A 24583-nucleotide genomic window follows, 5' to 3' on the forward strand; every position below is an offset into this window, starting at 1 on the left:
GGGCTCGGAAAGGATAAGGTCCACATGGCGGTCGTCGGTATCATCGGTAACTCGTACCTCATGAACGATCAGTACCCCGTGCATGTCGGCGGTCAGATGAACAGCTGGGCGGTTCGACACGTCGCCGGGGCGCTGCCCCTTATCGTGCCAAGCTGCCCCGACCTTGTCGATCTGGCCGAACTCCGCCGGGCCTGCGACGGCTTCGTCTTCACCGGCGGCCGCGCCAACGTCCACCCCGAGGAATACGGCGAGGACGAGACGCCCGCGCATGGCACCTTCGACCGCTCACGGGACAGGCTGGCGCTGCGCCTGATCCGCGAGTGCGTGGCCGAGGGACAGCCGATCCTGGCCATCTGTCGCGGCTTTCAGGAGCTGAACGTCGCCATGGGCGGCTCGCTTTATCCCGAAATCCGCGAGCTTCCAGGGCGCATGAACCACCGTATGCCGCCCGACGGCACCATCGAGCAGAAGTTCGAGCTTCGGCACGAGGTGACGTTGACCGAAGGCGGCGTCTTCCATCGTCTGTTCGGCAAGCCGAAGGTGATGACCAACACGCTGCACGGGCAGGGGATCAAGGCAAAGGGCGAGCGCATCGTGATCGACGGCCACGCCCCCGACGGCACGCCCGAGGCGATCTATGTCGAGGGCGCGCCTGGCTTCGCGCTCGGCGTGCAGTGGCACCCGGAATACAAGGCCGACCAGGATCCCGTGTCGAAGCCCCTGTTCGAAGCGTTCGGCGACGCGGCGCGGTCCTGGGCCAAGGGCGACCGTCCAGCGAGGCTGAAGAGCGCCTGACGCGGCCCGCGCCGCGGCTCAGACCATTGCGAGAGCGCGCGCCTCCGAACCCTTCACGCAGGTGCGGCTTGCCGGTCCATAGGACCCGGCGTCCGACCGAAGGGTTGGGAACAGCCTGAACAACTCATCCCGCGACGGATCGGACAGGCTATCGAGTCCGCACCTCCCCGGATAGAAGCTTTCGGACGGGGCGCCGTTGGCGATGACGATCTCGTGCCGGTCGAACAGCATGTGGACATAGGTCACCATCCCGCCGTAGTCGATCGTCACCTGGAAATCGTCGACGAGGGATTTCGCGGGGGCCAGCACCTCGGTTTCGCCGAACAGAAGCTGCGCCGCATAGCCCCGGCACAGCATCCTGTGCTGCGGCGACACCAGAAGGTCGCGGTGGTTGCCATAGCTTCCGGTGGCGAAGCGGATCGGCGCAAGAACCCCCGTCGCGGGAACGGTGCGGCGCCCGATCCAGCGCAGAGGTTGCTCACCGCGGTCCAGCGTCGTGACCATGTCGCCGGGCTTGAGCGTCTCGATCTGCCGCTCGCCGCGCGGCGTGCGGATCATGGTGCCCGCCGTGAAACAGATGATCGTCTCGATTTCCGAGAAGGTGAGGACGGAACCGTCGATCAGCGTCGCCGTGCCGGAAAGGCCGCCCGCGCCGTCGTCGAGGTTGGAATAGACGATCGACCCCTTCTGGAGGACGCCGGTAAGGTCGAGTGTGTCGCCCGCACCGGATTCCGCGCTCTCGCCGCCGGCCACGGTTATGGCCGCCCCCGTCAGCGCGGCCGCGTCGATGGTGAAGGTGTCGTTGCCGTCGCCCCCCTGTCCGATGTCGCCGCCGCCGAGGACGATCACGTCGTTGCCCGCCCCGCCGTCCAGCGTGTCGGCCCCGTCGATCTCGACCGGCTGAAAGTGGACGTCGGTGACGAACACGATCTGGCTGCTTGCGGTGAGGTTCGAGTAGACGATCTCGATCCGCGCGACGGGGCCGGCGATCTGCACGAGGACCGATCCGTCCGGCTCGTTCGAGCTGTCGCCGCCGGGGCCCGCGATGATGGTACTCCCGGATACGGTGTCGTTGCCGGCGGCGCTCAGCGTGACCGGCACGGCGTTGCCGTCGGCGTCGTAGGCCAGCACCACGATCTGGTCCTGCCAGCCGCCGGTGTCGACGTCGTTGATGCGGAACCTGACGTTGGCGACCTCGTCCGAAACGTCTGGATCGTTGCTCGAGAATTCCAGCGTGGCGGTCGACGTGGCGCCATTTCCCGTGCCGCGCAGTTCCAGCGAGGAGTTGGTCGCGAAGGGTTCGCCCCCTGCGACGTACTGCACCGACCCGGTTTCGACCTGCCCGGAATCTCCGGCGCCATCGTCGGAATAGGTGAAGGTCACGGAAATCGTGCCGGTGTCCTGGGTGAACCCAGCCTCGAGCCCGGTTTCGTCGCCGCCCTGCTGGCTCCAGTTCAAGGATTTCTCGGCACGAAGTGAACTTGCGACCCCGCCGCCGCCGTTCAGCGTGTCGCTTCCGGAACCGCCCGAAATGCTGTCCGACCCGGTCCCGCCCGAGATGGAATCGCCGCCATCGCCTCCGAAGATCGTGTCGTCACCGGCACCGCCCGAGACGGTGTCGTCGCCTGTGCCAGTCGTCGGGTTGGGCAGGGTGCCGCCATAGATCGTATCGTCGCCGATGGTTCCCGTCAGCGCCGCGTCGTTGCCGGTGGTGCCGTAGATGGGTCCGGTATAGGCGGGCGTCGCCGTGGTCTGGGCCGAGACGATGGTTCGGCTGTCGGCGTTCGAGGCACTGGGGTCGAAGTAGACGTATCCATCGGTGGCAAGGTAGTACGTGCCACCGCCATTCGCGTTCACATTGAAAAAGCCGTTGAAATACGTGTAAGACCAGTTCCCGGTACCGATGGTCTCAGCCGCAGTGAAGGTGATCGGTGTGGTCCCGACGGAATCGCCGGGATCAAGCGTATTGCCGCCCAAATTGACGCGATAGCCGACAGGCATGGCAGAAAACTCCCGGCGGCCGTAATGCCGCTTGCCCCCAGTTTCTTGTAGACTTCCTTCAAGCTCGAGCTGGCAGCAGGGCGAAAAGGAATCGTTGAAGCTGACCCTGCTACAGCTTGTCGTATGTCGCAAGACATATGGAAAAAGGAGAATTCTCCCTCTAGATGTAGTGGAAGCGCCCGAGGATCACGTCACCGCAGCCCGGCGATGAAATCGAGGGTCGTTCCAGCTCCCCGAGCCTATGATCTCGGCAAGTTTTTCTGCGGCCCGGTCGATATCGCCTTCGGAGAGGTAGAGCGGCGTGATCCCGAACCGCAGGAGATCAGGTGCCCGGAAATCTCCGACGACCCCGGCTTCGATCAGGGCCTGCATGACCGCGTACCCTTGGGGATGTCGGAACGACACCTGGCTGCCGCGCGCTGTCGGGTCCTCGGGCGAAGCGAGGGCAAGGTCGGGGCAGCCTGCGAGGACGGCCGAGACGAACCGTTCGGACAATTCCATCGATCTCTGCCGAAGGTCGGCCATGTCGACCCCCTCCCAGACATCCAGCGCGGCGTCGAGCGCGGCCATCTGCAGGACCGGCGGCGTACCGACGCGCATCCGGTCGATGCCGTCCGCTGGCCGATAGTCCGGGTCGAAGTCGAAGGGTGCGCGGTGGCCGAGCCAGCCCGCGAGGGCAGGGGTGACGTTCGGAAGGTGGCGCGGCGCGACATGGATGAAGGCCGGGGCGCCCGGACCTCCGTTGAGATACTTATAGGTGCAGCCGACGGCGAAATCCGCCCCGGCGCCCGTCACATCGACCGGAATGGCCCCGGCGGAATGCGCGAGATCCCAGACGGTCAGCGCCCCTGCGGCCTTCGCCTGCGCGCTCAGGGCGGCCATGTCGTGCAGCCGTCCGGTCCGATAATCGACCTCGGTCAGCATCAGGACCGCCACGCTGTCGTCGATGGCGCTTTCCACCTCGTCCGGGGCGACCACGCGCAGATCGTGCCCGCGTCCGAGCGTGCGGATCAGGCCTTGGGCCATGTAAAGGTCAGACGGGAAGTTGCCGGAATCGCTCAGGATCACCCGCCGGCCGGGGTTCAGGTCGAGAGCGGAGGCAAGCGCCTGCCAAAGCCGGATCGACAGCGTGTCGCCGACCACCACCGACCCCTCCGGGGCACCGATCAACCGGGCGATGCGGTCGCCGAGCCGGCGTGGCATGTCCATCCACCCCGCGCGATTCCAGGCGGTGATGAGCATCCCGCCCCATTCCTCGCGCGCGGCGCGGTCGAGGCGGCGCACGGCGGCGCGCGGCAGCGGCCCCAGAGAATTGCCGTCCATGTAGATCACGCCTTCCGGCAGGTCGAACAGGCGGCGCGTGGCGGCGAAATCGGTCATGGGCCAAGTCGTAGCGGTGTCGCTCCGCATGTGCCAGACGGCTCTCTCCGGAATGCCGCGGTATACTGGTATACCTGCGCCAAAAGGCGCAGTTCCAAGAGCTTGGCAAAGCGTGGGGCCGCCTTTAGACAGGTCGGGCGGGCGTCGTACCGGACGGCCACCTAACGGGGGGATGCGACCCATGAGAATCGGAGCGCCGAAGGAATCGGCGGCGGGAGAGGCGCGCGTGGCGATGACGCCCCAAAGCGCCAGGGACCTTCAGAAGCTTGGCTACGAATGCCTGATCGAAAAGGGCGCGGGCGAGAAGGCGGGCTTCACGGACGCGGCCTACCAGGAGGCGGGCGTCAAGGTCGTGACCGGCGCGAACCTCTGGAAAGAGGCCGATATCGTCGCCAAGGTCCAGCCGCCCTCCGAGGCGGAGGCGAAGAAGCTGAAGGAGGGGCAGACCCTCATCTCGTTCTTCTGGCCGGCGCAGAACGGCGCTCTCATGGAAACGGCAAAGGCGCAGGGCGCCAACGTCATCGCGATGGACATGGTGCCCCGCATCAGTCGCGCGCAGAAGATGGACGCGCTGTCGTCCATGGCGAACATCGCCGGCTACCGTGCGGTGATCGAAGCGGGAAACAACTTCGGACGCTTCTTCACCGGCCAGATCACGGCGGCGGGCAAGGTGCCTCCTGCCAAGGTGCTGGTCATCGGCGCGGGCGTCGCGGGTCTTGCCGCCATCGGCACGGCGACCTCGCTCGGCGCGATCACCTATGCCTTCGACGTGCGTCCCGAAGTGGCCGAGCAGATCGAGAGCATGGGCGCGCAATTCGTCTATCTCGACTTCGAGGAGACATCCCAGGACGGCGCCGCCACGGGTGGCTATGCCGCACCGTCGTCGCCCGAGTTCCGCGAGAAGCAGCTCGAGAAGTTTCGAGAGCTAGCCCCCGAGGTGGACATCGTCATCACGACGGCGCTGATCCCCGGTCGCGACGCGCCCGTGCTCTGGACGCAGGACATGGTCGAGGCGATGAAACCGGGCTCGGTCATCGTCGACCTCGCAGCCGAACGCGGCGGCAACTGCGAGCTGACCGTCAAGGACCAGAAGATCGTCACCGACAACGGCGTGACCATCGTCGGCTACACCGATTTCCCGTCACGCATGGCGACGCAGTCGTCGCTGCTCTACTCCACCAACGTGCGCCACATGATGACGGACCTCACGCCGGCCAAGGACGGGCAGGTGGTCCACAACATGGAGGACGACGTGATCCGGGGGGCCACCGTCACGCATGGCGGCGACATCACCTGGCCGCCCCCGCCTCCGAAGGTGCCGGCCATCGCGGCGCAGCCGAAGAAGGACAAACCGAAGGAGTTGACCGTCGAGGAACGGCGCGCGAAGGAGAAGGCCGACTTCGCCGACGCAACGAAGCGGCAGGTGACCCTGCTCGTCGTCGGCGCTGCGGTCATGCTGATGATCGGGGCCTACGCTCCCGAGAGCTTCATGTCGCACTTCATCGTCTTCGCGCTGGCCTGCTTCGTGGGCTTCCAGGTGATCTGGAACGTCAGCCACGCGCTTCACACGCCGCTGATGGCGGTGACCAACGCGATTTCGGGCATCATCGTCGTCGGCGCGCTGCTTCAGATCGGGGCGTCGAGTTTGCTGGTGGTGCTTCTGAGCTTCGTGGGAGTGCTGATCGCTTCCATCAACATCGTCGGCGGGTTCCAGGTCACGCGCCGGATGCTCGCCATGTTCCAGAAGTCGTGAGGAGGAGGTAGTCATGCTGTCCAACGGACTCGTCTCTGCCGCCTACATCGCGGCATCCGTCCTGTTCATCCTGTCACTCGGCGGGCTGTCGAACCAGGAAAGCGCCAAGCGCGCGGTCTGGTACGGCATCGCCGGCATGGCCGTCGCGGTGCTGGCCACAGTGCTTGCGCCGGGCGTCCAGAACCTCTGGCTGATCGTCGTGGCCATCGCGGCGGGCGCCTTCGCCGGCCAGTACGTGGCCGGTCGCGTCCAGATGACCGAGATGCCGCAACTCGTCGCGGCGCTGCACTCTTTCGTCGGTCTCGCGGCGGTGTTCATCGGGCTCAACGCCGACATCATGCTGAGTGCGGTGAACGAGATGAAGGCGCAGGGCGTCAACATGTTCGCCGCCGACCTGACGGCCTTCGGCGAGACGCTGTGGCACAAGGACCCGACCGAGGTCGCAATCCTGAAGGTCGAGGTGTTCCTCGGCATCTTCATCGGGGCCGTGACCTTCACCGGCTCGATTGTCGCTTTCGGAAAACTCGCGGGCAAGATCGATGGCAAGCCCAAGAAGCTGATGCTGCCGTCGGATGAAAGCCCGGTGCCCTTCATTTCGGGTCACTGGCTGAACGCGATCTCGCTGGCGCTCTGCCTGATCCTGGGGCTTCTGTACTTCAACGGCGCGGGCATCTGGACGATGGTTCTGGTGGCGCTGATCGCGGGCTTCATCGGCTGGCACCTGATCATGGGGATCGGCGGCGCGGACATGCCGGTCGTCGTCTCGATGCTGAACAGCTATTCTGGCTGGGCGGCGGCGGCCATCGGCTTCACGCTTGGCAACGACCTCCTGATCGTGACCGGCGCCTTGGTCGGCTCATCGGGCGCGATCCTGTCCTACATCATGTGCAAGGCGATGAACCGGCACTTCGTGAGCGTGATCCTTGGCGGATTCGGCGGCACGCAGGGCCCGGCGCAGGACATCGAGGGCGAACAGATCGCCATCGACGCCGATGGCGTCGCGGCGGCGCTGAACGAGGCGGACTCCGTCATCATCGTGCCGGGCTACGGCATGGCGGTGGCGCAGGCGCAGCAGTCGGTCAGCGAGCTGACGCGCAAGCTTCGCGCGCAGGGCAAGGAGGTCCGCTTCGCCATCCATCCCGTCGCGGGACGTCTTCCGGGGCACATGAACGTGCTTCTGGCCGAGGCGAAGGTGCCCTACGACATCGTGCTCGAAATGGACGAGATCAACGACGACTTCCCCAAGACCGACGTCGTCATCGTCATTGGCTCGAACGACATCGTGAACCCGGCGGCGCAGGACGACCCGAACTCGCCGATCGCCGGGATGCCGGTGCTCGAGGTCTGGAAAGCCAAGCAGGTCTTCGTGTCGAAGCGCGGCCAGGGCACGGGGTATTCGGGCATCGAAAACCCGCTGTTCTACAAAGAGAACACGCGGATGTTCTATGGCGACGCCAAGGCCAGCCTGGACAACCTGATGCCGAAGATCGACTGAGACGGTCTGGACTTCGGGCGCCCCATGCGGGCGCCCGACGTCCGTCAGGACCGGGAGAGCCGCAGGGCGCCCGAAGTGTAGTAGCAGCCCTGTGAGAACGTCCCGTCGATTTCGGTCGACTGGTAGGATTTCGACAGCCGTTCGAGGTCCTCTCCGAGCCTCTCGCAGCTTTCGTTCAGAAACAGCAGGATGAAATCGGGCGGCAGGTCCGCCTCGCCCTCCGCATACTTCATGGCTTCGGCCTGGTCCGGCTCGGACAGGTAGAAAGCCATGATGTCGCGAAAGACCGGCGCCTTCACGTCATAGAGGAAAAGGGGCACGTCACCGGCCTCGGCCGCGGCCTCCGCATGGGCGAGCAGGGCTTGGTAGGGATGCGAGGGGTTCTTGCGCACCGCCATCTGAGTGGCGCTGTGCGAGATCGAGACGGTGGCGTAGAGGGCGCAGAAGGCCATCGCCGGGACGGACGCCCACACCGGTCCCCGTAATGCCCGCGCCAGCGGGATAGCGAGCGCCAGAGCACCGAACGGCACGAGTTCGATGAAGTTGCGCGACGTCGCGAGCGGCGTGTGCAGGCTGAGGGCGCCGACCACGAAGACAAGCGCGCCGACGGTCCCGCCCGCCAGCATCAGAAGTTTCGCATCCCGGCGCGCGAAAAGGACAACGGCAAGACCAAGCATGGTGACCACGGCCACTACCCCGAGGGCCGCCACGGTCTCCGCGGTCTCGCCCGCAAGTCCGAGCGCGCCCGAGACCTTCCCCATGAGCAGGTCCAGACCCGGCCAGGCGGCGGCGATTCCCAGTTCGACGGCGTGCCTGGACCCAGTACGGATCCAGAAGTTGCCGCCGAGAAGGTCGGCCGTGGATCCGGCCGCAAGCTGAGCCGCAGGCCAGGCCGCGATCAGGCAGAAGACAGCCAGCGCGGCAAGGAAGGTACGAGGCGTCGGGCGCGTCAGCACAAGATAGGTCAGCGCCAGGGTGCCGAGGATGGCGCCAAAATAGTGCGTCAGGCCCAGAAGCAGGGCCGAGACGTAAAGCAGACGCCGGTCACGGGTCACGAGGGCGCGAAGGCAGAGACAGCCGAGGAACAGCAAAAGCGCGTAGCTGCGCGTCTCCTGCGCGTAATACACGGTCTGAGGGCTAAGAAGGACGAAGGCCGAGAGCACCAGCGTCGTCGTCAGCCCGAGGTGCCTGCGTAGGCTCAGAAGGACACCGAGACCCGCAAGCATGGCCACCACCGACAGCGCGCGGGTCGCGCTTTCGCCGCTGCCGAAGAGCGACATCCACGCCCAGAGGATGACCTGATAGAGCGGAGGGTGGACGTCCTCGAACGTCAGGCGAAGGGCGCTGCCCAGATCGTCGCGGCTGATGACAACGCTGTAAAGTTCGTCGAACCAATAGGAATAGGCGGCCTGAAGTCCTGGCACGGTCGCGGCCGCAAACCAGACCAACGCAGGGGCCAGGAGCGCCATGGCGGCGACCTGTGCGGTGCGGGGGTTGCGATGGTGTGTCGACTGCATGACCGGATCGATTCATGTTGACGCGCAGACGGTTGACCGCCTGACACGCTCGGGCGGCCGATGCTTGATGATGTAGGGTGCTCCTGCCTTGGGCACAGGGCGGGAGGCCCCGGAAAGGGTGCAAGAACTGTTTCCGCACACGAAAATTGACGATGCCGCGAGAGGCGGAAAGCCGCATTGATCGAACCTCTGCCGATGGTTAATTCACGACAATGCGATTCATTCTCTTCTTCCTGTTGGTCCTGTTTCCATTCGCCGCCCGCGCGGATGCGGTCTGCGATGACCTCTGGTTCACGCGAAACCTGGTCATGGACCGGGGGGGATACTGCTTTGGCTCCACCCTGGGCCAGTCCGTGTTCGGCAATGAGGGCTGCACCGGCAAGACCGCGGCCGTGTCCCGGCGCGACGCCGGTCTCGTCGAGCGCCTGATGGCTCGCGAGGCCGAGGAGACATGTCAGGTCGACACCTCGCGGCCTGCGCTCGACCTCGACGATCTGGCCGTGCGGCAACGGCTTGTCGACCTGCCCGTGCGGGACTTGACGGATTCGCTTTGCCTCGGCTGGAACGGACCCGAGACGCCGCTCCGCGCCGGACGCTCGGACGCGGCCGAGGCCTTGGGCGCGATCGCCACCGCGGACGTCGTTCGCTTCGCGCATTGGGAAGAGGAGGGGTGGCAGTACGTCACCGTCTTCAACAGCGATCTGTCCGTGAAAGCTGGCGGCTGGCTGGCGCCGGGTCTGGATGCAAACTGCACCGCCTACGCCGGCTGAGGCCGCCCGGGTTCCTCGCGGGACCCGGGCGGTGATCCTGTCAGGCGTGAGCCGAAACGCGGTGGCGCGGCGGTTGCATGACGATCGGGCCTTCGGTGAAGGTCGAGTAGTGGCAGGTCAGTTCGGTTCCGGCGGGGATATCCCTGACGGCATAGCCGTGGGTCCCGTCCGAAAAATCGAGGTTCGGCTCGTCGGCGTGGTTCATGAACCGGCCCTCGTCGGTCTCGAGGATGACGTAGCCGGGGTTGTTCCAGTCAGGATAGGCGTAGCGGTCGACGAACTCGCGCACGTGCTCGGGCAGCGTCGAAACCTTGTCGGCGGGGATGCGCTGGTCGAGCGTATCCTCGTGGGCCCAGACGTTCTGTCCGGCCTTGATGTCGTCGTGGCAGAAGACGCCCAGACCCTCGATCGAGGACGGGGCGAGGTAGCAGCGCACAAGCATCATGCGCCAATCCTCCGAAGGCGCCGGGCCGCCGGCCGGACGTTGTTTACCCGGACCGTCCGGTCCGACGCGGGGCGGTCCGCGCGTCGTGAATGTGCGCGCGTTTCGAGGAATTGCAAGTGGGGTCGGAAGGCGTCGGCGGATCAGATCTCGCGCCACTCTCCGGGGGCCAGTCCGTCCAGCGTCCAGTCGCCGATCCGCCACCTCACGAGGCGCAGCGTGGGAAGCCCGACGGCGGCCGTCATGCGCCGGACCTGGCGGTTCCGGCCCTCGGTGAGGGTGACCTCGATCCATCGGTCAGGCACTGATAGCCGGACCCTCACGGGCGGGTCCCGCAGCCACAGATCCGGCGGGTCGATGAGACGGACGCGCGCCGCCCGTGTCGGTCCGTCCTTCAGCATCACGCCCCTGCGCAGCGGATCGAGATCGGCGTCCAGCGGATCGCCTTCGATCTGGACGAGGTAGGTCTTCTCTGTCCGGGCAGTCGGCGACGCGATCCGTGCCTGAAGGCGCCCGTCGTCGGTGAGCATAAGCAGCCCTTCGGAATCGCGGTCGAGGCGCCCGGCGGGATACACGCCCGCAGGCAGGCCGAACGTCGACAGCGTCGGGCGGGGCGAGGGCGATTTCGCGTCGGTGAACTGGCTGAGCACGCCCCAGGGCTTGTTGAACAGGATCAGGGTCATGGCCCTTGGTAGCAGGGTGCGGGGTGATGCGAAAAGCGCACAAAACCGCCGACGACGAAGCCTGTGAAAATCCGTGCGAATTTCCTCTTGCACGACTCGGGCACAAGCCCCATATCACCCGCTCAAGACGCCAACGCACGCGCCTCTGGCCGGCATCGTCAAACGCCCGCGTTTACGCAGCGACGGTAACGTCTCCCTTGGAACTGAGCGGTCATATCTTGGCCGGGTCTTTTGGAGATGAACATGACGATGCATGACGTTGGGCTTCCCGCCCGCGATGACCTGTCGCCTTCCCGTGCCGAAGTTTATGCCCGCGTCCACGCCTTCGACAGGCCGACGCTCGTGCTGGACGTCGATCGGGTCGAGCACAACTTCGACGCTCTCCAGGCAGGTCTGGGCGACGCGCACATCCACTATGCCGTCAAGGCGAACCCGGCGCGCGAGATCATCGAGCGTCTGGTTCAGGTTGGCTCGCACTTCGATGCCGCCTCGCGCGGCGAAATCGAGCTTTGCCTCAGCCAGGGTGCCCGGGCCGAGACGATCAGCTTCGGCAACACCGTGAAGCGTCCGTCGGACATCGCCTTCGCCTACGAGGCGGGTGTGACCCTCTTCGCGGCCGACGCCGAGGAAGAGCTGCAGAAGATTGCCGAGAACGCACCCGGCGCGGGCGTCTACATCCGCCTGATCGTCGAGAACAGCCAGGCCGACTGGCCGCTCAGCCGCAAGTTCGGCTGCCACGGCGAGATGGCGCTGGCGCTTCTCGACCGCGCGAAAGAGCTTGGCCTCGACCCGGCCGGTTTCTCGTTTCATGTCGGTTCGCAGACCCGCCGGTCGGAAATGTGGGGCCCGGTTCTGGATCAGGTCCTGGCGGTCTGGGCTGCCGCGCATGAGGCGGGTCATAAGCTGCGCCTCCTGAACATCGGCGGCGGCTTCCCGGCGTTCTACGGCGAAGTCATCGAGCCTGCGACCGCCTATGCGGCCGGCGTCATGCGCCAGGTGCGCGCCCGCTTCGGCGACGTGCTTGTGATGGCCGAGCCCGGCCGTGGCATGGTCGCGGACGCGGGCGTGATCGCCGCCGAGGTTCTGCTGGTGAGCCGCAAGTCGGCAAACGAGCTGCACCGCTGGGTCTATCTCGACATCGGCAAGTTCTCGGGTCTGGCCGAGACGATGGACGAGGCAATCCGCTATCAGTTCGCCACGCCCCGCGACCACGAGGCGATGGGCCCCTGCATCCTCGCGGGTCCGTCCTGCGACAGCGCCGATGTGCTTTACGAGAAGAAGATGGTGTCGCTGCCCGTGGGCCTCACCGCCGGGGACCGCGTCGTGATCCGCAACTGCGGCGCCTACACCTCGAGCTATTCGTCGGTCGGCTTCAACGGCTTCCCGCCGCTGGACGTCTGCGTCATCTGAGCCTTGGCCTCATACGAGGACCTGAGAACCCCGGCCCCCGCGGCCGGGGTTTCGCATTCAAGACTTGATATACGTCAATGCGGGCTCGGTTCGCGCATCATATTCGCATTACAGAATATGATGCAGGAGGCTCTCATGGCCCTTTCGACTTCACCCGCCGTCACTCGCTGGTCGCCACTGTACTTCCTGTCCTCTGTCGGGGCAGGGGGCCTTGTGGTGACGTTCTTCATGTACCTGATGTTCTGGGTGCCGCACCCAGACAGACCTGTGCCCGTGTTCGAGGATATCTCGGCCGCCTTCGCAAGTGGTCAACCCGCTCTTCAGGCTTCCATCGCTATCGCTCTTCTGGGTGTGGCATGGTTCGCCTGGCGAACGTTCGCGCTTCTCGCCTTCAACCTCCGCAGGGTCGGTGCCTTCCGCGCCTCCGAAGCTGGTCGGGCGCACGCGGCATCGAACGCAGGTACACAAATGATGGCTCTGCCGCTGGCGCTCGCCATGGCTGTCAATGTGGCGTTCATCGTGGGCCTAGTCTTTGTTCCAGGTCTGTGGGGCGTTGTCGAACTTCTATTTCCCTTCGCCCTTGCGGCCTTCGTGCTGATCGGCGCCATGGCGTTCCGACAACTCGGCGCGTTCCTCGGACGGGCCCTGTCGTCCGGCGGTTTCGACTGCGCGGCCAACAACTCGTTCGCGCAGCTGCTGCCTGCCTTCACTTTGGCGATGGTCGGCGTCGGCCTCGCCGCTCCGGGGTCCATGAGCGGCTCGGCCACAGTTGCGGGGATCAGCGTCATCCTCTCGGGGTTCTTCCTCGTCGCCGCCATAGTGATCGGCGCCGTGGCGATGGTTCTCGGGGTCAGGTCGATGATGGAGAATGGCGTCTCGGTCGAGGCCGCGCCCACCCTCCTGATCGTGCTTCCGCTCGTTACGGTGGCCTCGATCCTTCTCCTGCGCCAGTGGCACGGGCTTCACGTTCACTTCGACGGCCACAGCGGTCCGGCCGAGACGCTCGTTTTCCTCAGCCGCATGGTGTCGCTGCAAGTCCTCTTTGCGATGTTCGGCCTCCTCGTCCTGGCCAGGGTCGGCTACTGGCAGCGCTTCGTCTTCGGCGCCGAGACCTCGGCGGGGTCCTATGCGCTGGTCTGTCCGGGCGTCGCCTTCTCGGTCCTTCTCCAGTTCTGGATCAACAAGGGTCTTGTCGCGACCGGCCTGATCGCGAAGTTCGGCATCGCCTATTGGGGCCTGACGGCTGTAGCGCTGGTCGCGCAGGCGGCGATGATCGTCCTTGTGCTGCGGCTGAACCGGCAGCACTTCGGGCAGTCGAGTGTGGCGGCTGTCCCCGCTGAATGAGCCAGGTCGCGAGTGAGGTGGCCTCGTCCCTTGTGCGGGGCGAGGCCGTTTCTCTTGTCAGCACCGAGGGTTCCGTGCTTCCTCAACGGCATGAAAGCCCCCTCCGAGACACCGCTCTGCCAGTCGCTTCCCGCCACGGTTCCCTTCGTGGGACCGGAGGCTCTCGAGCGCTGCCGGGGCAAACGCTTCGCGGCGCGGCTTGGCGCGAACGAAAGCGTCTTCGGGCCCTCACCGCAGGTGATCGAGGCCATCCGCGCCGCCGCACCCGAGGCCTGGATGTATGGCGACCCCGAGAGCCACGACCTGCGTGCCGCGCTGGCCCGGCGCCTTGGCATTGCGCCGGACGAGATCGTGGTCGGCGAGGGGATCGACGGCCTTCTCGGCTACGCCGTTCGCCTCTATGTGGAGCCGGGCGACGCCGTCGTGACCTCGGACGGGGCCTATCCGACGTTCAACTATCACGTCGCCGGCTTCGGCGGCCGACTGGTCAAGGTGCCCTACGTCGACGATCACGAGGATCCGCAGGCGCTGCTGGACGCGGCGCGCAGCGAGCGGGCCAAGTTGATCTATCTCGCCAACCCGGACAACCCGATGGGCTCCTGGCACGACGGCGCGCGCATCGAGGAGATGATCGCCGCCCTTCCCGACGAGTGCCTTCTCGTGCTCGACGAGGCTTACGCCGAGTTTGCGCCGAAGGGCACGATGGCGCGGATCGACGTTGCCGACCCCCGCGTGATCCGGATGCGCACCTTCTCGAAGGCGCACGGGCTGGCGGGAATGCGGGTGGGCTATGCCTTCGGCCATGCCGAGGTGATTCGTGGCTTCGAGAAGGTCCGCAACCACTTCGGGATGAGCCGGATCAGCCAGGCGGCGGCGCTCGCGGCCCTGGGCGACGAAGGCTGGATCGGCGAGGTCCGCATCGAGGTCGAGGCCGCACGCGCCCGGATCGCGGCCATCGCACGGGACAACGGCCTGACGCCGCTGCCGTCGGCCACCAACTTCGTGACCATCGACTGCGGGCGGGACGGAGCCTTTGCGCGGGCGGTGCTCGAGGCGCTCGCGGACCGCGACGTCTTCGTCCGGATGCCCTTCGCCTCGCCCGGAAACCGCTGCATCCGCGTCAGCGCCGGCCGCACCCCCGACCTCGACCGGCTGGAAGGCGCGCTGCCCGATGCGCTGAAGGCTGCGCAGGCGGGCTGAGCTAACGCAATTTTCAGCCTGACCGACGCACATTCCGCGCTATGATCCGCGAGAAAGGATCTTGCGAAGGTGCCGCGCATGAGGGTTCCCGACTACACGAACGCCTTCCTGGTGTCCGCCTTCGTCCTTGTCTTCATGGCGCTGGTTTCGGTCTGGGCCATGTGGGGGCTTCTGATCGCCGGGCTTGTCAGCTGGATCGCCGACCGCCTGATGACGGTCGACTTCCGCAATCGACGCTCGAGCTAGGCGTCACGCCTCGGCGGCGATGACCTCTGCTGCCTTGACGACGCCGCCGGGTGCGTGCGGCAGGCCAACGGCCTTCATCCCCGCCTCCATCGTGGCGAGCGCGCCCAGGATCATCTGCGCGCTGACGTGACCCATGTGGCCGAGGCGGAAGAAGTGGTGCCACGCCGGGTCGTCCGGCTCGGTCATGCCGAGGCCGATGCCAAGCGTCAGGCCCGCCTTGTCCTCGCACCAGCGCCGCAGCGCCGTCGCCCTTTCCGAGCCCGCGCGGAAGGCGGTGACGGAATGGCCGCGCAACTCGCGCTGGCGGACGTTGAGTTCGAGCGTGCCCTCGGTCCCCCAGTGCTCGGCCGCCGCCCACACCGCGCGGGCGAGGCTGGCATGGCGCGACCAGACGTTCTCCAGCCCTTCTTCCTCGATCATGTCGAGCGCCTCGCGCAGCCCATGAAGGTGGAGCGTGGGCGCGGTGCCGCCGAAGTAGTTCGAGAAGATCTTGGGGAAAGCACGCGGCCGCCAGTCCCACGCCCATGTCACGCAGTTCGCCGTGTCGCGCGCGCGGTCTGCCTTGTCGTTGAACCACACGAAGGCGAGTCCCGGCGGCGTCATCAGACCCTTCTGCGAGCCGGCGAGCATGACATCGACGCCCCAGGCGTCCATCTCGAAGCGGTCGCAGCCGAGGGACGCCATGCAGTCGACCATCAGAAGAGCCGGGTGTCCGGCGGCGTCGATGGCGGCCCGCACGGCGGGAATGTCCGTGCGCAGCGACGTCGAAGTGTCGGTGTGGACGGCGAGCACGGCCTTGTAGCCCCGGTCGTCCGTCTTCAGCCGCTCGGTCAGCGCCGCCATGTCGATCGGGTCGCGCTTGCCGAAGTCCATGATGTCGACCTCGACGCCCAAGACCCGCGCGATCTCGGCCCAGCCATGCGAGAAGCGGCCCGTCGCCGGGACGAGGATGCGATCGCCGCGCGACAGCGTGTTGGTCAGCGCCGCCTCCCAAGCCCCGTGACCGTTGGTGATGTAGATCGTCACGTTATGCTCGGTCCGCGCCACCGCCTTCAGGCTGGCCACCAGTGCGGGCATCATGGCAGGCAGGGCGCCTTCGTAGATGTTGGGCGAGGTCCGGTGCATGGCGCGCAGTACGCGCTCGGGCGTGACGGAGGGGCCGGGAATGGCGAGGTAGCTGACGCCGTGGGCGAGGGACATGGGAAACGGGCTCCGAAAAGGCAACGCCATCGATTAGGCGGCGCGCGCGGAAGGGTCAATGACCTCCGGGGGCGCGGTGCTTGTGCGCGGGGGGAGCGAAGGTTAGTCAGTCGTGACTGAGCAAGCACGAGGCAGCGTGGCCGACACCGTCACAACCGGATCCGGATACACGGGCAGCGCCACCGAGCGCGGCCTTCTGTCGTGGGTCTGGCACGACTACCTGCGCCCGCACATGGGTCGCCTGGCCATCGCGATGATCTTCATGGCGATCGAAGGCGCAATGCTGGGTGCGATCTCGTATATAGTGCAGCCGATGTTCGACCAGGTCTTCGTCGCCAAGGATCGGGGCGCGGTCTACTGGGTCGCGGGTGCTCTGGGCGGGATCTTCATCCTTCGCGCGATCTCGGACTTCTCGCACCGCGTCATCATGAACGGCATCGGGCTCGACATCATCACCGCGATGCAGCGCGACATGGTGCGCCACCTCCTGACGCTCGACAGCGCCTATTTCCAGGCCAATCCGCCGGGAACGCTGATCGAGAGGGTCCGGGGCGACACCACGGTGGCGAACCAGATCTGGATGCAGGTCCTCGGCACCGCCTGGCGCGAGGTCGTCTCCATCGCCGCACTGCTCGCGGTCGCGATCTCGGTCGACTGGCGTTGGACGCTCGTCGCAATCGCGGGTCTTCCAGTGCTGATCGGGCCGATCCTGGGGATGCAGCGCTATGTCCGAAAGAAGTCTTTCGCCGCGCGCGAGGCGGCGGCGAAGCTGTCGACCCGGCTCGACGAGATATTCCACGGCGTCAACACCATCAAGCTGAACACCTCCGAAGCGCACGAATCCGAGCGTTTCGAAACCGTGATGCGGCGTTACATGGGGCAGGAGATGAAGGCCCGGATCGGGCGCGCGGGCGTGCCGTCGACGATGGACGTCGTCGCGGCCTTCGGTTTCGCGGGCGTGGTGATCTACGGCGGCAACGAGATCATCGACGGCGAGAAGACCGTGGGCGAGTTCATGTCCTTCTTCACCGCCATGGGTCTTCTGTTCGAACCCATGCGCCGGATCGCCAACATCTCGGCCAACTGGCAGTCGGCCAGGGCCAGCCTCGAGCGGATCCAGTCTGTGTTCCAGGCCGCACCGACGATCCTGTCGTCCGCCCGGGCGTCCGCTGCGCCGTCCGATCCGGGTGGGGCGGACGTGGTCTTCGAGGACGCGGTCGTGGCCTACGGCGGGGAGCGCGCGTTGAACGGCGCGACCTTCACAGCCAGGGCGGGCGAGACGACGGCGCTCGTGGGCGCGTCGGGAGCGGGCAAGTCGACGCTCTTCTCGGCCCTGACGCGGCTGGTGGACGTCGAGGCGGGACGGATCCTTGTAGGCGGAGTGCCAGTGCGCGAGATGAGCCTGCCGGACCTTCGCGCCCTCTTCTCGGTCGTGACGCAGGACGCGCCCATGTTCGACGAAACCCTGCGGGACAACATCACGCTCGCGACCCCCGGAGTGGACGAGGCGCGTCTCAGGTCCGCGCTGAACGCGGCGCACCTCGAGGCTTTCGTCGACGGGCTTCCCAGGGGGCTGGACACCCCGGCCGGGCCGCGCGGCTCGCAGCTTTCGGGCGGACAGCGCCAGCGCGTCGCCATCGCGCGGGCGATCCTGCGGGACGCGCCGATCCTTCTGCTGGACGAGGCGACAAGCGCCCTCGACGCCGAAAGCGAGGCCCGGGTGCAGGAGGCTCTGGAGACGTTGTCCCAGGGCCGCACGACACTGGTCATCGCACATCGGCTGTCGACCGTGCGGCGCGCGGACAAGATCGTCGTGATGGAGGCGGGACGGGTCGTGGACGAGGGTCGCCACGACGAGCTCATGGATCGCGGCGGTGTCTATGCCCGGCTGCACGCGCTTCAGTTCAGCGCGACCTGAACCTGTCGTAACGCCGTAGCAGCGTTTCGGGGTCCGCCCCGGCGGCGAAGCGTGCAAGCGTAACAAGGTTGCCGGACACTCGGCGTGTCCATCCTTCGCTTTCGTAACGGTCGGCCAAGGTCAGCGCGTCTGCCCGGAGCGGCATCAGGCGGCCCTTCAGCCGACGGGCGAGCGCCACGTCCTCCATCAGAGGCAGTTCGGGGAAGCCGCCCACATCCTCCAGCGTCCGGCGTGCAACGAGCAGCCCCTGGTCGCCATAGGGCAGGCCAAGGAGGCGCGACCGCAGGTTCGCCCCCCCTGCGACGACCCCCGGAGCAAAGCCCGAGGCGCGGAATCTCAGGCGGAAATATCCGGCGCGCGTCGGATGGTGCTCGATGAGCCGTCGCGCCTCCATCGTCCAGCCTTCCGACAACCAGGTGTCGGCGTGGAGGATCAGGACGAAGGGGGCCCTCGCCGCCGCCACGCCGCGCGCGATCTGGCCGCCGCGCCCGGGCGCGCCGGTCACCAGAGTCGCGCCAAGGTGATCCGCGATTTCCTTGATCCCATCCGTCGAACCGCCGTCCGAGATGACCATGTCGCGCACCAGCCCTTCCGTCGCGCCCAACAGAAGCGCGTCGCAGGTCGCGGGCAGGGATGCCGCGGCGTTCAGCGTGGGAATGACGATGGAAAGCGGTGCGGGCATGGGTGGTGACTGGAACGGTTGTCCCTATATTGGGTCCAAACGTCAGGGGAGGCCAGCATGGCCGCGCGCAGGGTCTATCGCATCACCGGAACGGACCGCGAGACGTTCCTCCAGAACCTCGTCACAAATGACGTCGGCCGCCTGAAGGACGGACTCGTCTGGACCGCGCTTCTGTCGCCGCAGGGCAAGTACCTCGCGGACTTCTTCCTGGTGCCGGACGGCGAGGCGATCCTCCTCGACGTCGACGCCGACCTCGGGCCGGGACTGGCGCAGCGGCTGGGAATGTATCGGCTGAGAGCGGACGCGAGGATCGAGGAGACGGACATAGCTGTCGCGCGGGGGACAGGGGACGCTCCGGATGGCGCCTTCGCCGACCCGAGGCATCCGGAGCTAGGCTGGCGCGCCTATGACGGTCGCGCCGGAGAGGAGGCCGACTGGGAGGCCGTCCGCATCCGCGCAGGCGTGCCGGAAAGTGGCGTCGACCTGATCCCGAACGACAGCTATCCGCTGGAAACCGGCTTCGAGCGGTTCCACGGGGTCGATTTTCGCAAGGGCTGCTATGTCGGGCAGGAGGTGACGGCGCGGATGAAGCACAAGACCGATCTGAGGAAGGGACTTGCGCGGGTTTCGCTTGCGGGGAACGCCAGGCCCGGAGCGGCGATCATGTCGGACGACGGACGCGAGGCGGGTGTCCTCCGTTCGGTCGCGGGAGACCGGGGGCTGGCCTACCTTCGCTTCGACCGCACCGGCGGATCCCTGACGGCTGACGGTGCGGCGGTCGAGGTTCTCGATCAGATCTGAGATTCCTTCCAGTCCGCGGCGACGGTTCGAAGGGCGGCGAGAACCGCTGTCTGGGCTGGCGTCGGCACCCAATCCGCGCGACTTGTGATCCCGATCGGTCTCGGACGATCGGCGAGGGTGACGGGCAGTTCCCGCATCAGCCCCGTCCGGACCTCCGTCGCGACCTGGTTCCGCGAGATGATGGTGAGACGCCGACCCGACTGCAGAAGCCCGCGCACCATCACCATCGACGACGTCTCGACCAGTTCGGGCAGGGCGGCGCGCAGGAGGTCGGGCAGCGCGGCCTCGATCCAGGTTCGCGTCGGGGTCCCGAGAGGCGAGAGAACCCAAGGAAAGTCTGTGAGGCGTCCTGTCGGATCGGGCAGGCCCAGAAGCGGATGTCCCGGCCCGCAAAAGACGCCGAGACGGTCCGCGAACATCGGCTCCTGCACCATGTCGGGCGGGCAGGGGTCGCGCAGGGCGCCGACCATCAGGTCGAGGTCGCCTTGCCGCAGCGCCCGGAGGAGGTCGGGGTAGGGTCCGTCGATGATCTGAACGCGCAGCGGCCCGGCGCCTGCCGTCACGCGATCGACCACCTCGGGAAGCACGGTCGACCGGGCGAGGGGCAACGCGCCGATCCGGATGCCCGGCAGCGCCCGCCCATGCCGCTGTGCGATCTCGCTGAGGCCCTGTCGCAGTTCCGCAAGCATCAATCGCGTCGCCCGCGACAGACGCAGCGCGGCGCGGGTGAGCGCCGTGCCCGAAGACGTTGTCTCGAAGAGCGCGAGGCCCGTCGCCAGCTCCAGATCCCGCGCGGCGCGATGCACGGACGGCTGAGCGAGCCCGAGCGCACGGGCGGCCGCCGAGAACGAGCGTGCGTCGTCGATGGCCACGAGCGCGCGCAGATGCGCTGCCGTCAGCCGCGCCGCCACCTTGGATGGCCTCGGTGTCCGCGCGCGACGGTACGCCTCGGTCAGGCCGGTCTCGAGGGTGTCGAGGCCGCGTTCCGACCTGAATGCGAGGATGCGCCCTTCGTCGCTCGGCGTCAGACCGCGGCCGTGCCGCACGAAAAGGGAGGCCCCGACGGCGGCCTCGAGCCGCGCAAGACCCTGCGTGATCGCTGGCTGCGACAGGTGGACGACCTCGGCCGCGCGTGTGATGCTTCCCGCTCGGCAGATGGCAACGAAGGCTCGCAGATGGCGCAGGTTCAGATGGGCGGGATCGATCATGTCCGGAGGGTCTATAGCCTGACTGAATATCGCCCGTACGATACGAATTGGCAATTCCGGGCGGTTGGACGGACTTTGCGAAGCGACAGGGAAGAGGAGAGATGCGATGTCCGCAGGCAATACCGCGCTGGTCATTTCGGCGCACTCGGCCGATTTCGTATGGCGCTGCGGCGGGGCCATCGCGCTGCATCAGCAGATGGGCTACGCCGTAACCGTCGTCTGCCTGTCCTATGGCGAGCGCGGCGAAAGCGCCAAGCTGTGGAAGCAGGAGGGAATGACACTCGAACGTGTCAAGGACGCGCGCCGGGCCGAGGCCGAGGCCGCCGCGCGCGCTCTAGACGTCCACGACATCCAGTTCTTCGACTGCGGCGATTATCCCCTCGACCTCGATCGCGCGCAGAAGGACCGGCTGGTCGATGTCATCCGCACAGTGCAGCCGAGCTTCATGCTGTCGCATTCGCAGTACGACCCTTACAATACCGACCACATGTACGCGACGAAACTCGCCCTCGAGACGCGGATGATCGCCCAGGCCTGGGGTCACAACCCCGGCCAGCAGGTGCTTGGCGCGCCGCAGCTCTACCTCTTCGAGCCGCACCAGACCGAGCAGATGGGCTGGAAGCCGAACACCTTCCTCGACATCACGCCGGTGTGGGACAAGAAGCGCGCCGCGATCGAATGCATGGAGGGGCAGGAGCACCTGTGGGAATTCTATACCCGCGTGGCGCAGCAGCGCGCGAACCACTTCAAGCGCAACTCGGGCGGGCAGTCGGGCGGGCGCGACTGCAAATATGCCGAAGGCTTCCAGTCGATCTTCCCCCGCACGGTGGACGAGCTGTGAGGGCCGCGACATGAGCCGCCCGACCATGCCCGTCGCCGACCTCGCCCACCTCGGCCATGTCGAGGTGCTGACCGACCGTTACGACGAGAGCCTCGACTTCTTCACCCGCGTCTATGGGCTGAAGCTGTCGGGCGAGGAGGGCGGCTCGGCCTATCTGCGGGCCTGGGACGACTACGAATTCCATTCGATGAAGCTGACGGCAGCCGACACGACCGGGGTGGGACACATCGCCTACCGCGTCTCGTCGCCCGAGGCGCTGGAACGGCGCGTCGCTGCCATCGAGGCGTCGGGGTATGTCACGCACGGCTGGACCGACGGCGACCTCGGCCACGGCCGGGCGTTCCGCTTCGAGGATCCCTTCGGGCATGTCTTCGAGATCTATTGGGACACGGTGCGCTACGAAGCCCCCCCTGATGATGCTTCGGCGCTCAAGAACCTGTCCTCGCGCTACCACGCGCAAGGCGTTTCGCCGCGCCGTATCGACCACGTCAACGTCCTCGGCGGGGACGTCACGGCCTTCCGCGACTGGGTCGACGCCTGCCTCGGATCGCGCGTGACCGAGTACATCCAGCTCGACAACGGAAGGATCGGCGGCTGCTGGTTCTCCTGCAACAACAAGACATACGACCTCGTCTGCTCGGAAGAGCGCGGCGGAGGCGCGGGGCGGCTGCATCACGTCACCTACGCCACCGACACGCGCGAGGACATCCTGCGCGCGGCCGACATCTATCTCGAGAACGGGGTCCACATCGAGACGGGACCGCACAAGCATGCCATCCAGGGCTCGTTCTTCCTCTACGCCTGGGAGCCGGCCGGAAACCGGATCGAGCTGGCGAACGCCGGCGCGCGTCTGATCCTCGCGCCCGACTGGGAGCCGGTCGTCTGGACCGAGGCGGATCGGAAAAAGGGACAGGCCTGGGGGCTGAAGACGATCGAGACGTTCCATACCCACGGGACGCCGCCGGTGAAAAAGGACTGAGGAGCGGGGCGTCGCCTCCGTCTCGCCGTCGGCCTTCGCCGCGGCGGGTATTTGGAAAGAGATGAAGATGGGAAAAGTCGTCACCGACATCCGGCGCGCCGACGCCGACCTGATCCGCCGCCTGGGAGAGGCGGGCGTCGCCACGGTTCACGAGGCGCAGGGGCGCAAGGGTTTGATGGCGGCGAACATGCGGCCGATCCAGCGGGATTTCGGCATGGGGGGCAGCGCCGTCACGATCAGCGCGCCACCGGGCGACAACTGGATGATCCATGTCGCCATCGAGCAACTCCGCGAGGGCGACGTGCTGGTGCTGGCCACGACGGCGCCGTCGCCCATGGGCTATTTTGGCGATCTTCTGGCGACCTCGGCCATGGCCCGTGGCTGTCGCGCGGCGGTTCTGGACTGCGGGGTGCGGGACACGCGCGACTTGCGTGGCATGGGTTTCGCGGTGTGGTCGACGGCGGTCTCGGCCGCGGGCACGGTGAAGGAGACCGTGGGCAGCGTGAACGTACCAGTCGTCTGCGCGGGCGCGCTCGTGAACCCGGGCGACATCGTGGTCGCGGACGACGACGGCGTCTGCATCGTTCACTTGGCGGAGGCCGAGGCGGTGATGGCGCAGGCCCAGGCCCGCATCGATGCCGAAGCCGGAAAGCGCAAGCGGCTGGCCTCCGGTGAGCTTGGGCTCGACATCTACGACATGCGCGGCCGGCTGGCCGAGAAAGGCCTTAGGTATGAGTGACGGCCTCCGCTGCATGTGGATGCGCGGCGGCACCTCGAAGGGCGGATACTTCCTCGCGGCCGATCTGCCTGAGGATGCGAAGGCCCGGGACCGCGTGCTTCTGGGGGTCATGGGCTCCCCCGATCCGCGGCAGATCGACGGGATGGGTGGCGCCGACCCTTTGACATCGAAGGTCGCGGTGGTCCGTCCGTCGCAGAGGCCGGGCATCGACGTCGACTACCTGTTCCTCCAGGTCTTCGTCGACCGAGCGGTTGTCTCGGACGCGCAGAACTGCGGCAACATCCTTGCCGGCGTCGGGCCCTTCGCCATCGAGCGAGGGCTTGTCGCGCCGCAGGGCGACGAAACGCCCGTGACGATCTACATGGAGAACACGGCGCAAGTGGCCGTGGCGCGGGTCGCGACGCCCGCCGGCAAGGTTCGATACGAGGGCGAGGCCCGGATCGACGGAGTGCCCGGCACCGCCTCTCCGGTGCCGATCGAGTTTCGCGACACGGCGGGATCGACCTGCGGCGCGCTCTTTCCTTCGGGTCGCGTGATGGATGTCATCGACGGGATCGAGGCGACGCTCATCGACAACGGCATGCCCTGCGTGGTCATGCGCGCCTCGGACCTGGGTATCGCGGGAGACGAAACGCCCGAGGCGCTGGAGGCCGACGACGCGCTGCGCGCACGGCTCGAGTCCCTCCGTCTGGCGGCGGGACCGCTGATGAACCTGGGCGATGTGGCGCAGTCCTCGGTGCCGAAGATGACGATGGTCTCGGCTCCGCGTGCGGGAGGGGCGATCTCGACCCGGACGTTCATTCCACACCGATGCCATAAGACCATAGGCGTTCTGGGCGCGGTCAGCGTCGCTACGGCCTGCCTGACGCCGGGTGCGGTGGCGCACGACCTGGCGGTCCTGCCGGACGGCGAGGCGCAGGCGCTGTCAGTCGAGCATCCGACTGGAGAAATGACGGTCCTGGGTCACGTAGAGGACGGCGTCGTGACCCGCGCCGAAGTCCTGCGCACGGCGCGCAAGCTCATGGACGGCACGGTCTATCTCGTAATCCACCGCAATTGAGAGATTTACGCGCCCTCGTGTGATCCGGGGGGTGTCGTGGCGCGTATCGAGGCTATGATAACGCTCGAGATCGGCATCGCGCGGTCGGGACGACCCCCGTCTGCGGCGGTGGTAACAAG

22 protein-coding genes are annotated in these 24583 nt (G+C 66.8%); 14 read left to right on the plus strand and 8 right to left on the minus strand.

The genetic code is table 11. The features are described 5' to 3' along the window. Positions 1-24 precede the first annotated feature (24 nt). Positions 25-795 carry a gamma-glutamyl-gamma-aminobutyrate hydrolase family protein gene (locus EF888_RS06725; RefSeq protein ID WP_109760231.1) on the plus strand — a complete coding sequence of 257 codons (771 nt, stop codon included), beginning with the start codon at positions 25-27 and terminating at the stop codon, positions 793-795. Between the two features lie 18 nt (positions 796-813). Here EF888_RS06725 and EF888_RS06730 read toward each other — a convergent pair whose 3' ends face one another. Together EF888_RS06730 and kynU are read right to left on the minus strand one after the other, a co-directional pair. After that, positions 814-2796, minus strand: a complete 1983-nt coding sequence (locus tag EF888_RS06730; RefSeq protein ID WP_109760230.1) for a Hint domain-containing protein — start codon at positions 2794-2796, stop codon at positions 814-816. A gap of 186 nt (positions 2797-2982) precedes the next feature. Next, complete coding sequence (gene kynU / locus EF888_RS06735; protein WP_109760229.1) at positions 2983-4176, minus strand: kynureninase; 1194 nt, start codon at positions 4174-4176, stop codon at positions 2983-2985. Positions 4177-4357: 181 nt separating this feature from the next. Between kynU and EF888_RS06740 the strand changes: the two genes are divergently transcribed. Further along, positions 4358-5929: a Re/Si-specific NAD(P)(+) transhydrogenase subunit alpha gene (locus tag EF888_RS06740; RefSeq protein ID WP_109760228.1), complete on the plus strand. Its 1572-nt coding sequence runs from the start codon at positions 4358-4360 to the stop codon at positions 5927-5929. A 16-nt stretch (positions 5930-5945) separates the two neighbouring features. Continuing rightward, complete coding sequence (locus EF888_RS06745) at positions 5946-7424, plus strand: NAD(P)(+) transhydrogenase (Re/Si-specific) subunit beta (protein ID WP_109760312.1); 1479 nt, start codon at positions 5946-5948, stop codon at positions 7422-7424. Between the two features lie 44 nt (positions 7425-7468). On the opposite strand, the gene EF888_RS06750 is transcribed toward EF888_RS06745, so the two are convergent. Beyond that, entirely contained in the window at positions 7469-8941 is a 1473-nt protein-coding gene (locus EF888_RS06750; protein WP_109760227.1) for a glycosyltransferase family 39 protein, read from the minus strand. 212 nt (positions 8942-9153) lie between these two features. Here EF888_RS06750 and EF888_RS06755 point away from each other — a divergent pair, with 212 nt between their 5' ends. Further along, entirely contained in the window at positions 9154-9711 is a 558-nt protein-coding gene (locus tag EF888_RS06755) for a DUF4453 domain-containing protein (protein WP_109760226.1), read from the plus strand. Between the two features lie 40 nt (positions 9712-9751). On the opposite strand, the gene EF888_RS06760 is transcribed toward EF888_RS06755, so the two are convergent. Continuing rightward, positions 9752-10156: an SET domain-containing protein gene (locus EF888_RS06760; protein ID WP_109760225.1), complete on the minus strand. Its 405-nt coding sequence runs from the start codon at positions 10154-10156 to the stop codon at positions 9752-9754. A gap of 140 nt (positions 10157-10296) precedes the next feature. Further along, positions 10297-10836, minus strand: coding sequence for a pseudouridine synthase (locus EF888_RS06765; protein ID WP_109760224.1), 540 nt, complete (start codon positions 10834-10836; stop codon positions 10297-10299). 243 nt (positions 10837-11079) lie between these two features. Here EF888_RS06765 and EF888_RS06770 point away from each other — a divergent pair, with 243 nt between their 5' ends. The 4 genes from EF888_RS06770 (at position 11080) to EF888_RS21730 (ending at position 15036) form a co-directional block, all read left to right on the plus strand. After that, complete coding sequence (locus tag EF888_RS06770; protein WP_109760311.1) at positions 11080-12246, plus strand: type III PLP-dependent enzyme; 1167 nt, start codon at positions 11080-11082, stop codon at positions 12244-12246. Between the two features lie 135 nt (positions 12247-12381). Then, complete coding sequence (locus EF888_RS06775) at positions 12382-13590, plus strand: TsoY family (seleno)protein (RefSeq protein ID WP_241239824.1); 1209 nt, start codon at positions 12382-12384, stop codon at positions 13588-13590. Positions 13591-13680: 90 nt separating this feature from the next. After that, positions 13681-14790 (plus strand): pyridoxal phosphate-dependent aminotransferase, encoded by a 1110-nt coding sequence (locus EF888_RS06780; protein WP_109760222.1) that lies wholly within the window; start codon positions 13681-13683, stop codon positions 14788-14790. A gap of 78 nt (positions 14791-14868) precedes the next feature. After that, entirely contained in the window at positions 14869-15036 is a 168-nt protein-coding gene (locus tag EF888_RS21730) for a hypothetical protein (RefSeq protein WP_164721598.1), read from the plus strand. A gap of 3 nt (positions 15037-15039) precedes the next feature. Here the strand turns inward: EF888_RS21730 and EF888_RS06785 are convergent, their stop codons facing one another. Next, the gene (locus EF888_RS06785) at positions 15040-16236 is read right to left on the minus strand and encodes a pyridoxal-phosphate-dependent aminotransferase family protein (RefSeq protein WP_109760221.1); all 1197 of its coding nucleotides are present in this window, start codon (positions 16234-16236) and stop codon (positions 15040-15042) included. Between the two features lie 136 nt (positions 16237-16372). On the opposite strand from EF888_RS06785, the gene EF888_RS06790 reads away from it, so the two are divergent. Continuing rightward, positions 16373-18154: an ABC transporter ATP-binding protein gene (locus EF888_RS06790; protein ID WP_241239825.1), complete on the plus strand. Its 1782-nt coding sequence runs from the start codon at positions 16373-16375 to the stop codon at positions 18152-18154. Here the strand turns inward: EF888_RS06790 and EF888_RS06795 are convergent. Beyond that, complete coding sequence (locus EF888_RS06795; RefSeq protein WP_109760220.1) at positions 18141-18836, minus strand: glycosyltransferase; 696 nt, start codon at positions 18834-18836, stop codon at positions 18141-18143. The genes EF888_RS06790 and EF888_RS06795 overlap by 14 nt on opposite strands. A gap of 57 nt (positions 18837-18893) precedes the next feature. Here EF888_RS06795 and ygfZ point away from each other — a divergent pair, with 57 nt between their 5' ends. Beyond that, a complete protein-coding gene (ygfZ, locus tag EF888_RS06800) occupies positions 18894-19637 on the plus strand; it encodes a CAF17-like 4Fe-4S cluster assembly/insertion protein YgfZ (RefSeq protein ID WP_109760219.1) in 744 nt (247 codons plus the stop codon). On the opposite strand, the gene EF888_RS06805 is transcribed toward ygfZ, so the two are convergent. Beyond that, positions 19628-20845 carry a LysR family transcriptional regulator gene (locus EF888_RS06805; RefSeq protein WP_164721599.1) on the minus strand — a complete coding sequence of 406 codons (1218 nt, stop codon included), beginning with the start codon at positions 20843-20845 and terminating at the stop codon, positions 19628-19630. The genes ygfZ and EF888_RS06805 overlap by 10 nt on opposite strands. A 106-nt stretch (positions 20846-20951) precedes the next feature. On the opposite strand from EF888_RS06805, the gene EF888_RS06810 reads away from it, so the two are divergent. The 4 genes from EF888_RS06810 (at position 20952) to EF888_RS06825 (ending at position 24464) form a co-directional block, all read left to right on the plus strand. After that, positions 20952-21686 carry a PIG-L deacetylase family protein gene (locus tag EF888_RS06810; protein ID WP_109760309.1) on the plus strand — a complete coding sequence of 245 codons (735 nt, stop codon included), beginning with the start codon at positions 20952-20954 and terminating at the stop codon, positions 21684-21686. Positions 21687-21696: 10 nt separating this feature from the next. Next, positions 21697-22665: a VOC family protein gene (locus EF888_RS06815; protein ID WP_109760217.1), complete on the plus strand. Its 969-nt coding sequence runs from the start codon at positions 21697-21699 to the stop codon at positions 22663-22665. Between the two features lie 67 nt (positions 22666-22732). Then, on the plus strand, positions 22733-23404 hold the full coding sequence (locus EF888_RS06820) for a 4-carboxy-4-hydroxy-2-oxoadipate aldolase/oxaloacetate decarboxylase (protein WP_109760308.1): 672 nt from the start codon (positions 22733-22735) through the stop codon (positions 23402-23404). Continuing rightward, positions 23397-24464: a 4-oxalomesaconate tautomerase gene (locus EF888_RS06825; protein WP_109760216.1), complete on the plus strand. Its 1068-nt coding sequence runs from the start codon at positions 23397-23399 to the stop codon at positions 24462-24464. The genes EF888_RS06820 and EF888_RS06825 overlap by 8 nt, the downstream gene beginning before the upstream one ends. The last annotated feature ends 119 nt before the right edge of the window (positions 24465-24583 follow it).

The organism is Silicimonas algicola (assembly GCF_003970735.1).
In the GTDB taxonomy this organism is placed as follows: domain Bacteria; phylum Pseudomonadota; class Alphaproteobacteria; order Rhodobacterales; family Rhodobacteraceae; genus Silicimonas; species Silicimonas algicola.

Coding starts and splice junctions, on each gene's coding strand:
- EF888_RS06725 (WP_109760231.1), top strand. CDS start 25: ATGGCGGTCGTCGGTATCATCGGTAACTCGTACCTCATGAACGATCAG.
- EF888_RS06730 (WP_109760230.1), bottom strand. CDS start 2,796: ATGCCTGTCGGCTATCGCGTCAATTTGGGCGGCAATACGCTTGATCCC.
- kynU (WP_109760229.1), bottom strand. CDS start 4,176: ATGACCGATTTCGCCGCCACGCGCCGCCTGTTCGACCTGCCGGAAGGC.
- EF888_RS06740 (WP_109760228.1), top strand. CDS start 4,358: ATGAGAATCGGAGCGCCGAAGGAATCGGCGGCGGGAGAGGCGCGCGTG.
- EF888_RS06750 (WP_109760227.1), bottom strand. CDS start 8,941: ATGCAGTCGACACACCATCGCAACCCCCGCACCGCACAGGTCGCCGCC.
- EF888_RS06755 (WP_109760226.1), top strand. CDS start 9,154: ATGCGATTCATTCTCTTCTTCCTGTTGGTCCTGTTTCCATTCGCCGCC.
- EF888_RS06760 (WP_109760225.1), bottom strand. CDS start 10,156: ATGATGCTTGTGCGCTGCTACCTCGCCCCGTCCTCGATCGAGGGTCTG.
- EF888_RS06765 (WP_109760224.1), bottom strand. CDS start 10,836: ATGACCCTGATCCTGTTCAACAAGCCCTGGGGCGTGCTCAGCCAGTTC.
- EF888_RS06770 (WP_109760311.1), top strand. CDS start 11,080: ATGACGATGCATGACGTTGGGCTTCCCGCCCGCGATGACCTGTCGCCT.
- EF888_RS06775 (WP_241239824.1), top strand. CDS start 12,382: ATGGCCCTTTCGACTTCACCCGCCGTCACTCGCTGGTCGCCACTGTAC.
- EF888_RS06780 (WP_109760222.1), top strand. CDS start 13,681: ATGAAAGCCCCCTCCGAGACACCGCTCTGCCAGTCGCTTCCCGCCACG.
- EF888_RS21730 (WP_164721598.1), top strand. CDS start 14,869: ATGAGGGTTCCCGACTACACGAACGCCTTCCTGGTGTCCGCCTTCGTC.
- EF888_RS06785 (WP_109760221.1), bottom strand. CDS start 16,236: ATGTCCCTCGCCCACGGCGTCAGCTACCTCGCCATTCCCGGCCCCTCC.
- EF888_RS06795 (WP_109760220.1), bottom strand. CDS start 18,836: ATGCCCGCACCGCTTTCCATCGTCATTCCCACGCTGAACGCCGCGGCA.
- ygfZ (WP_109760219.1), top strand. CDS start 18,894: ATGGCCGCGCGCAGGGTCTATCGCATCACCGGAACGGACCGCGAGACG.
- EF888_RS06805 (WP_164721599.1), bottom strand. CDS start 20,845: ATGATCGATCCCGCCCATCTGAACCTGCGCCATCTGCGAGCCTTCGTT.
- EF888_RS06810 (WP_109760309.1), top strand. CDS start 20,952: ATGTCCGCAGGCAATACCGCGCTGGTCATTTCGGCGCACTCGGCCGAT.
- EF888_RS06815 (WP_109760217.1), top strand. CDS start 21,697: ATGAGCCGCCCGACCATGCCCGTCGCCGACCTCGCCCACCTCGGCCAT.
- EF888_RS06820 (WP_109760308.1), top strand. CDS start 22,733: ATGGGAAAAGTCGTCACCGACATCCGGCGCGCCGACGCCGACCTGATC.
- EF888_RS06825 (WP_109760216.1), top strand. CDS start 23,397: ATGAGTGACGGCCTCCGCTGCATGTGGATGCGCGGCGGCACCTCGAAG.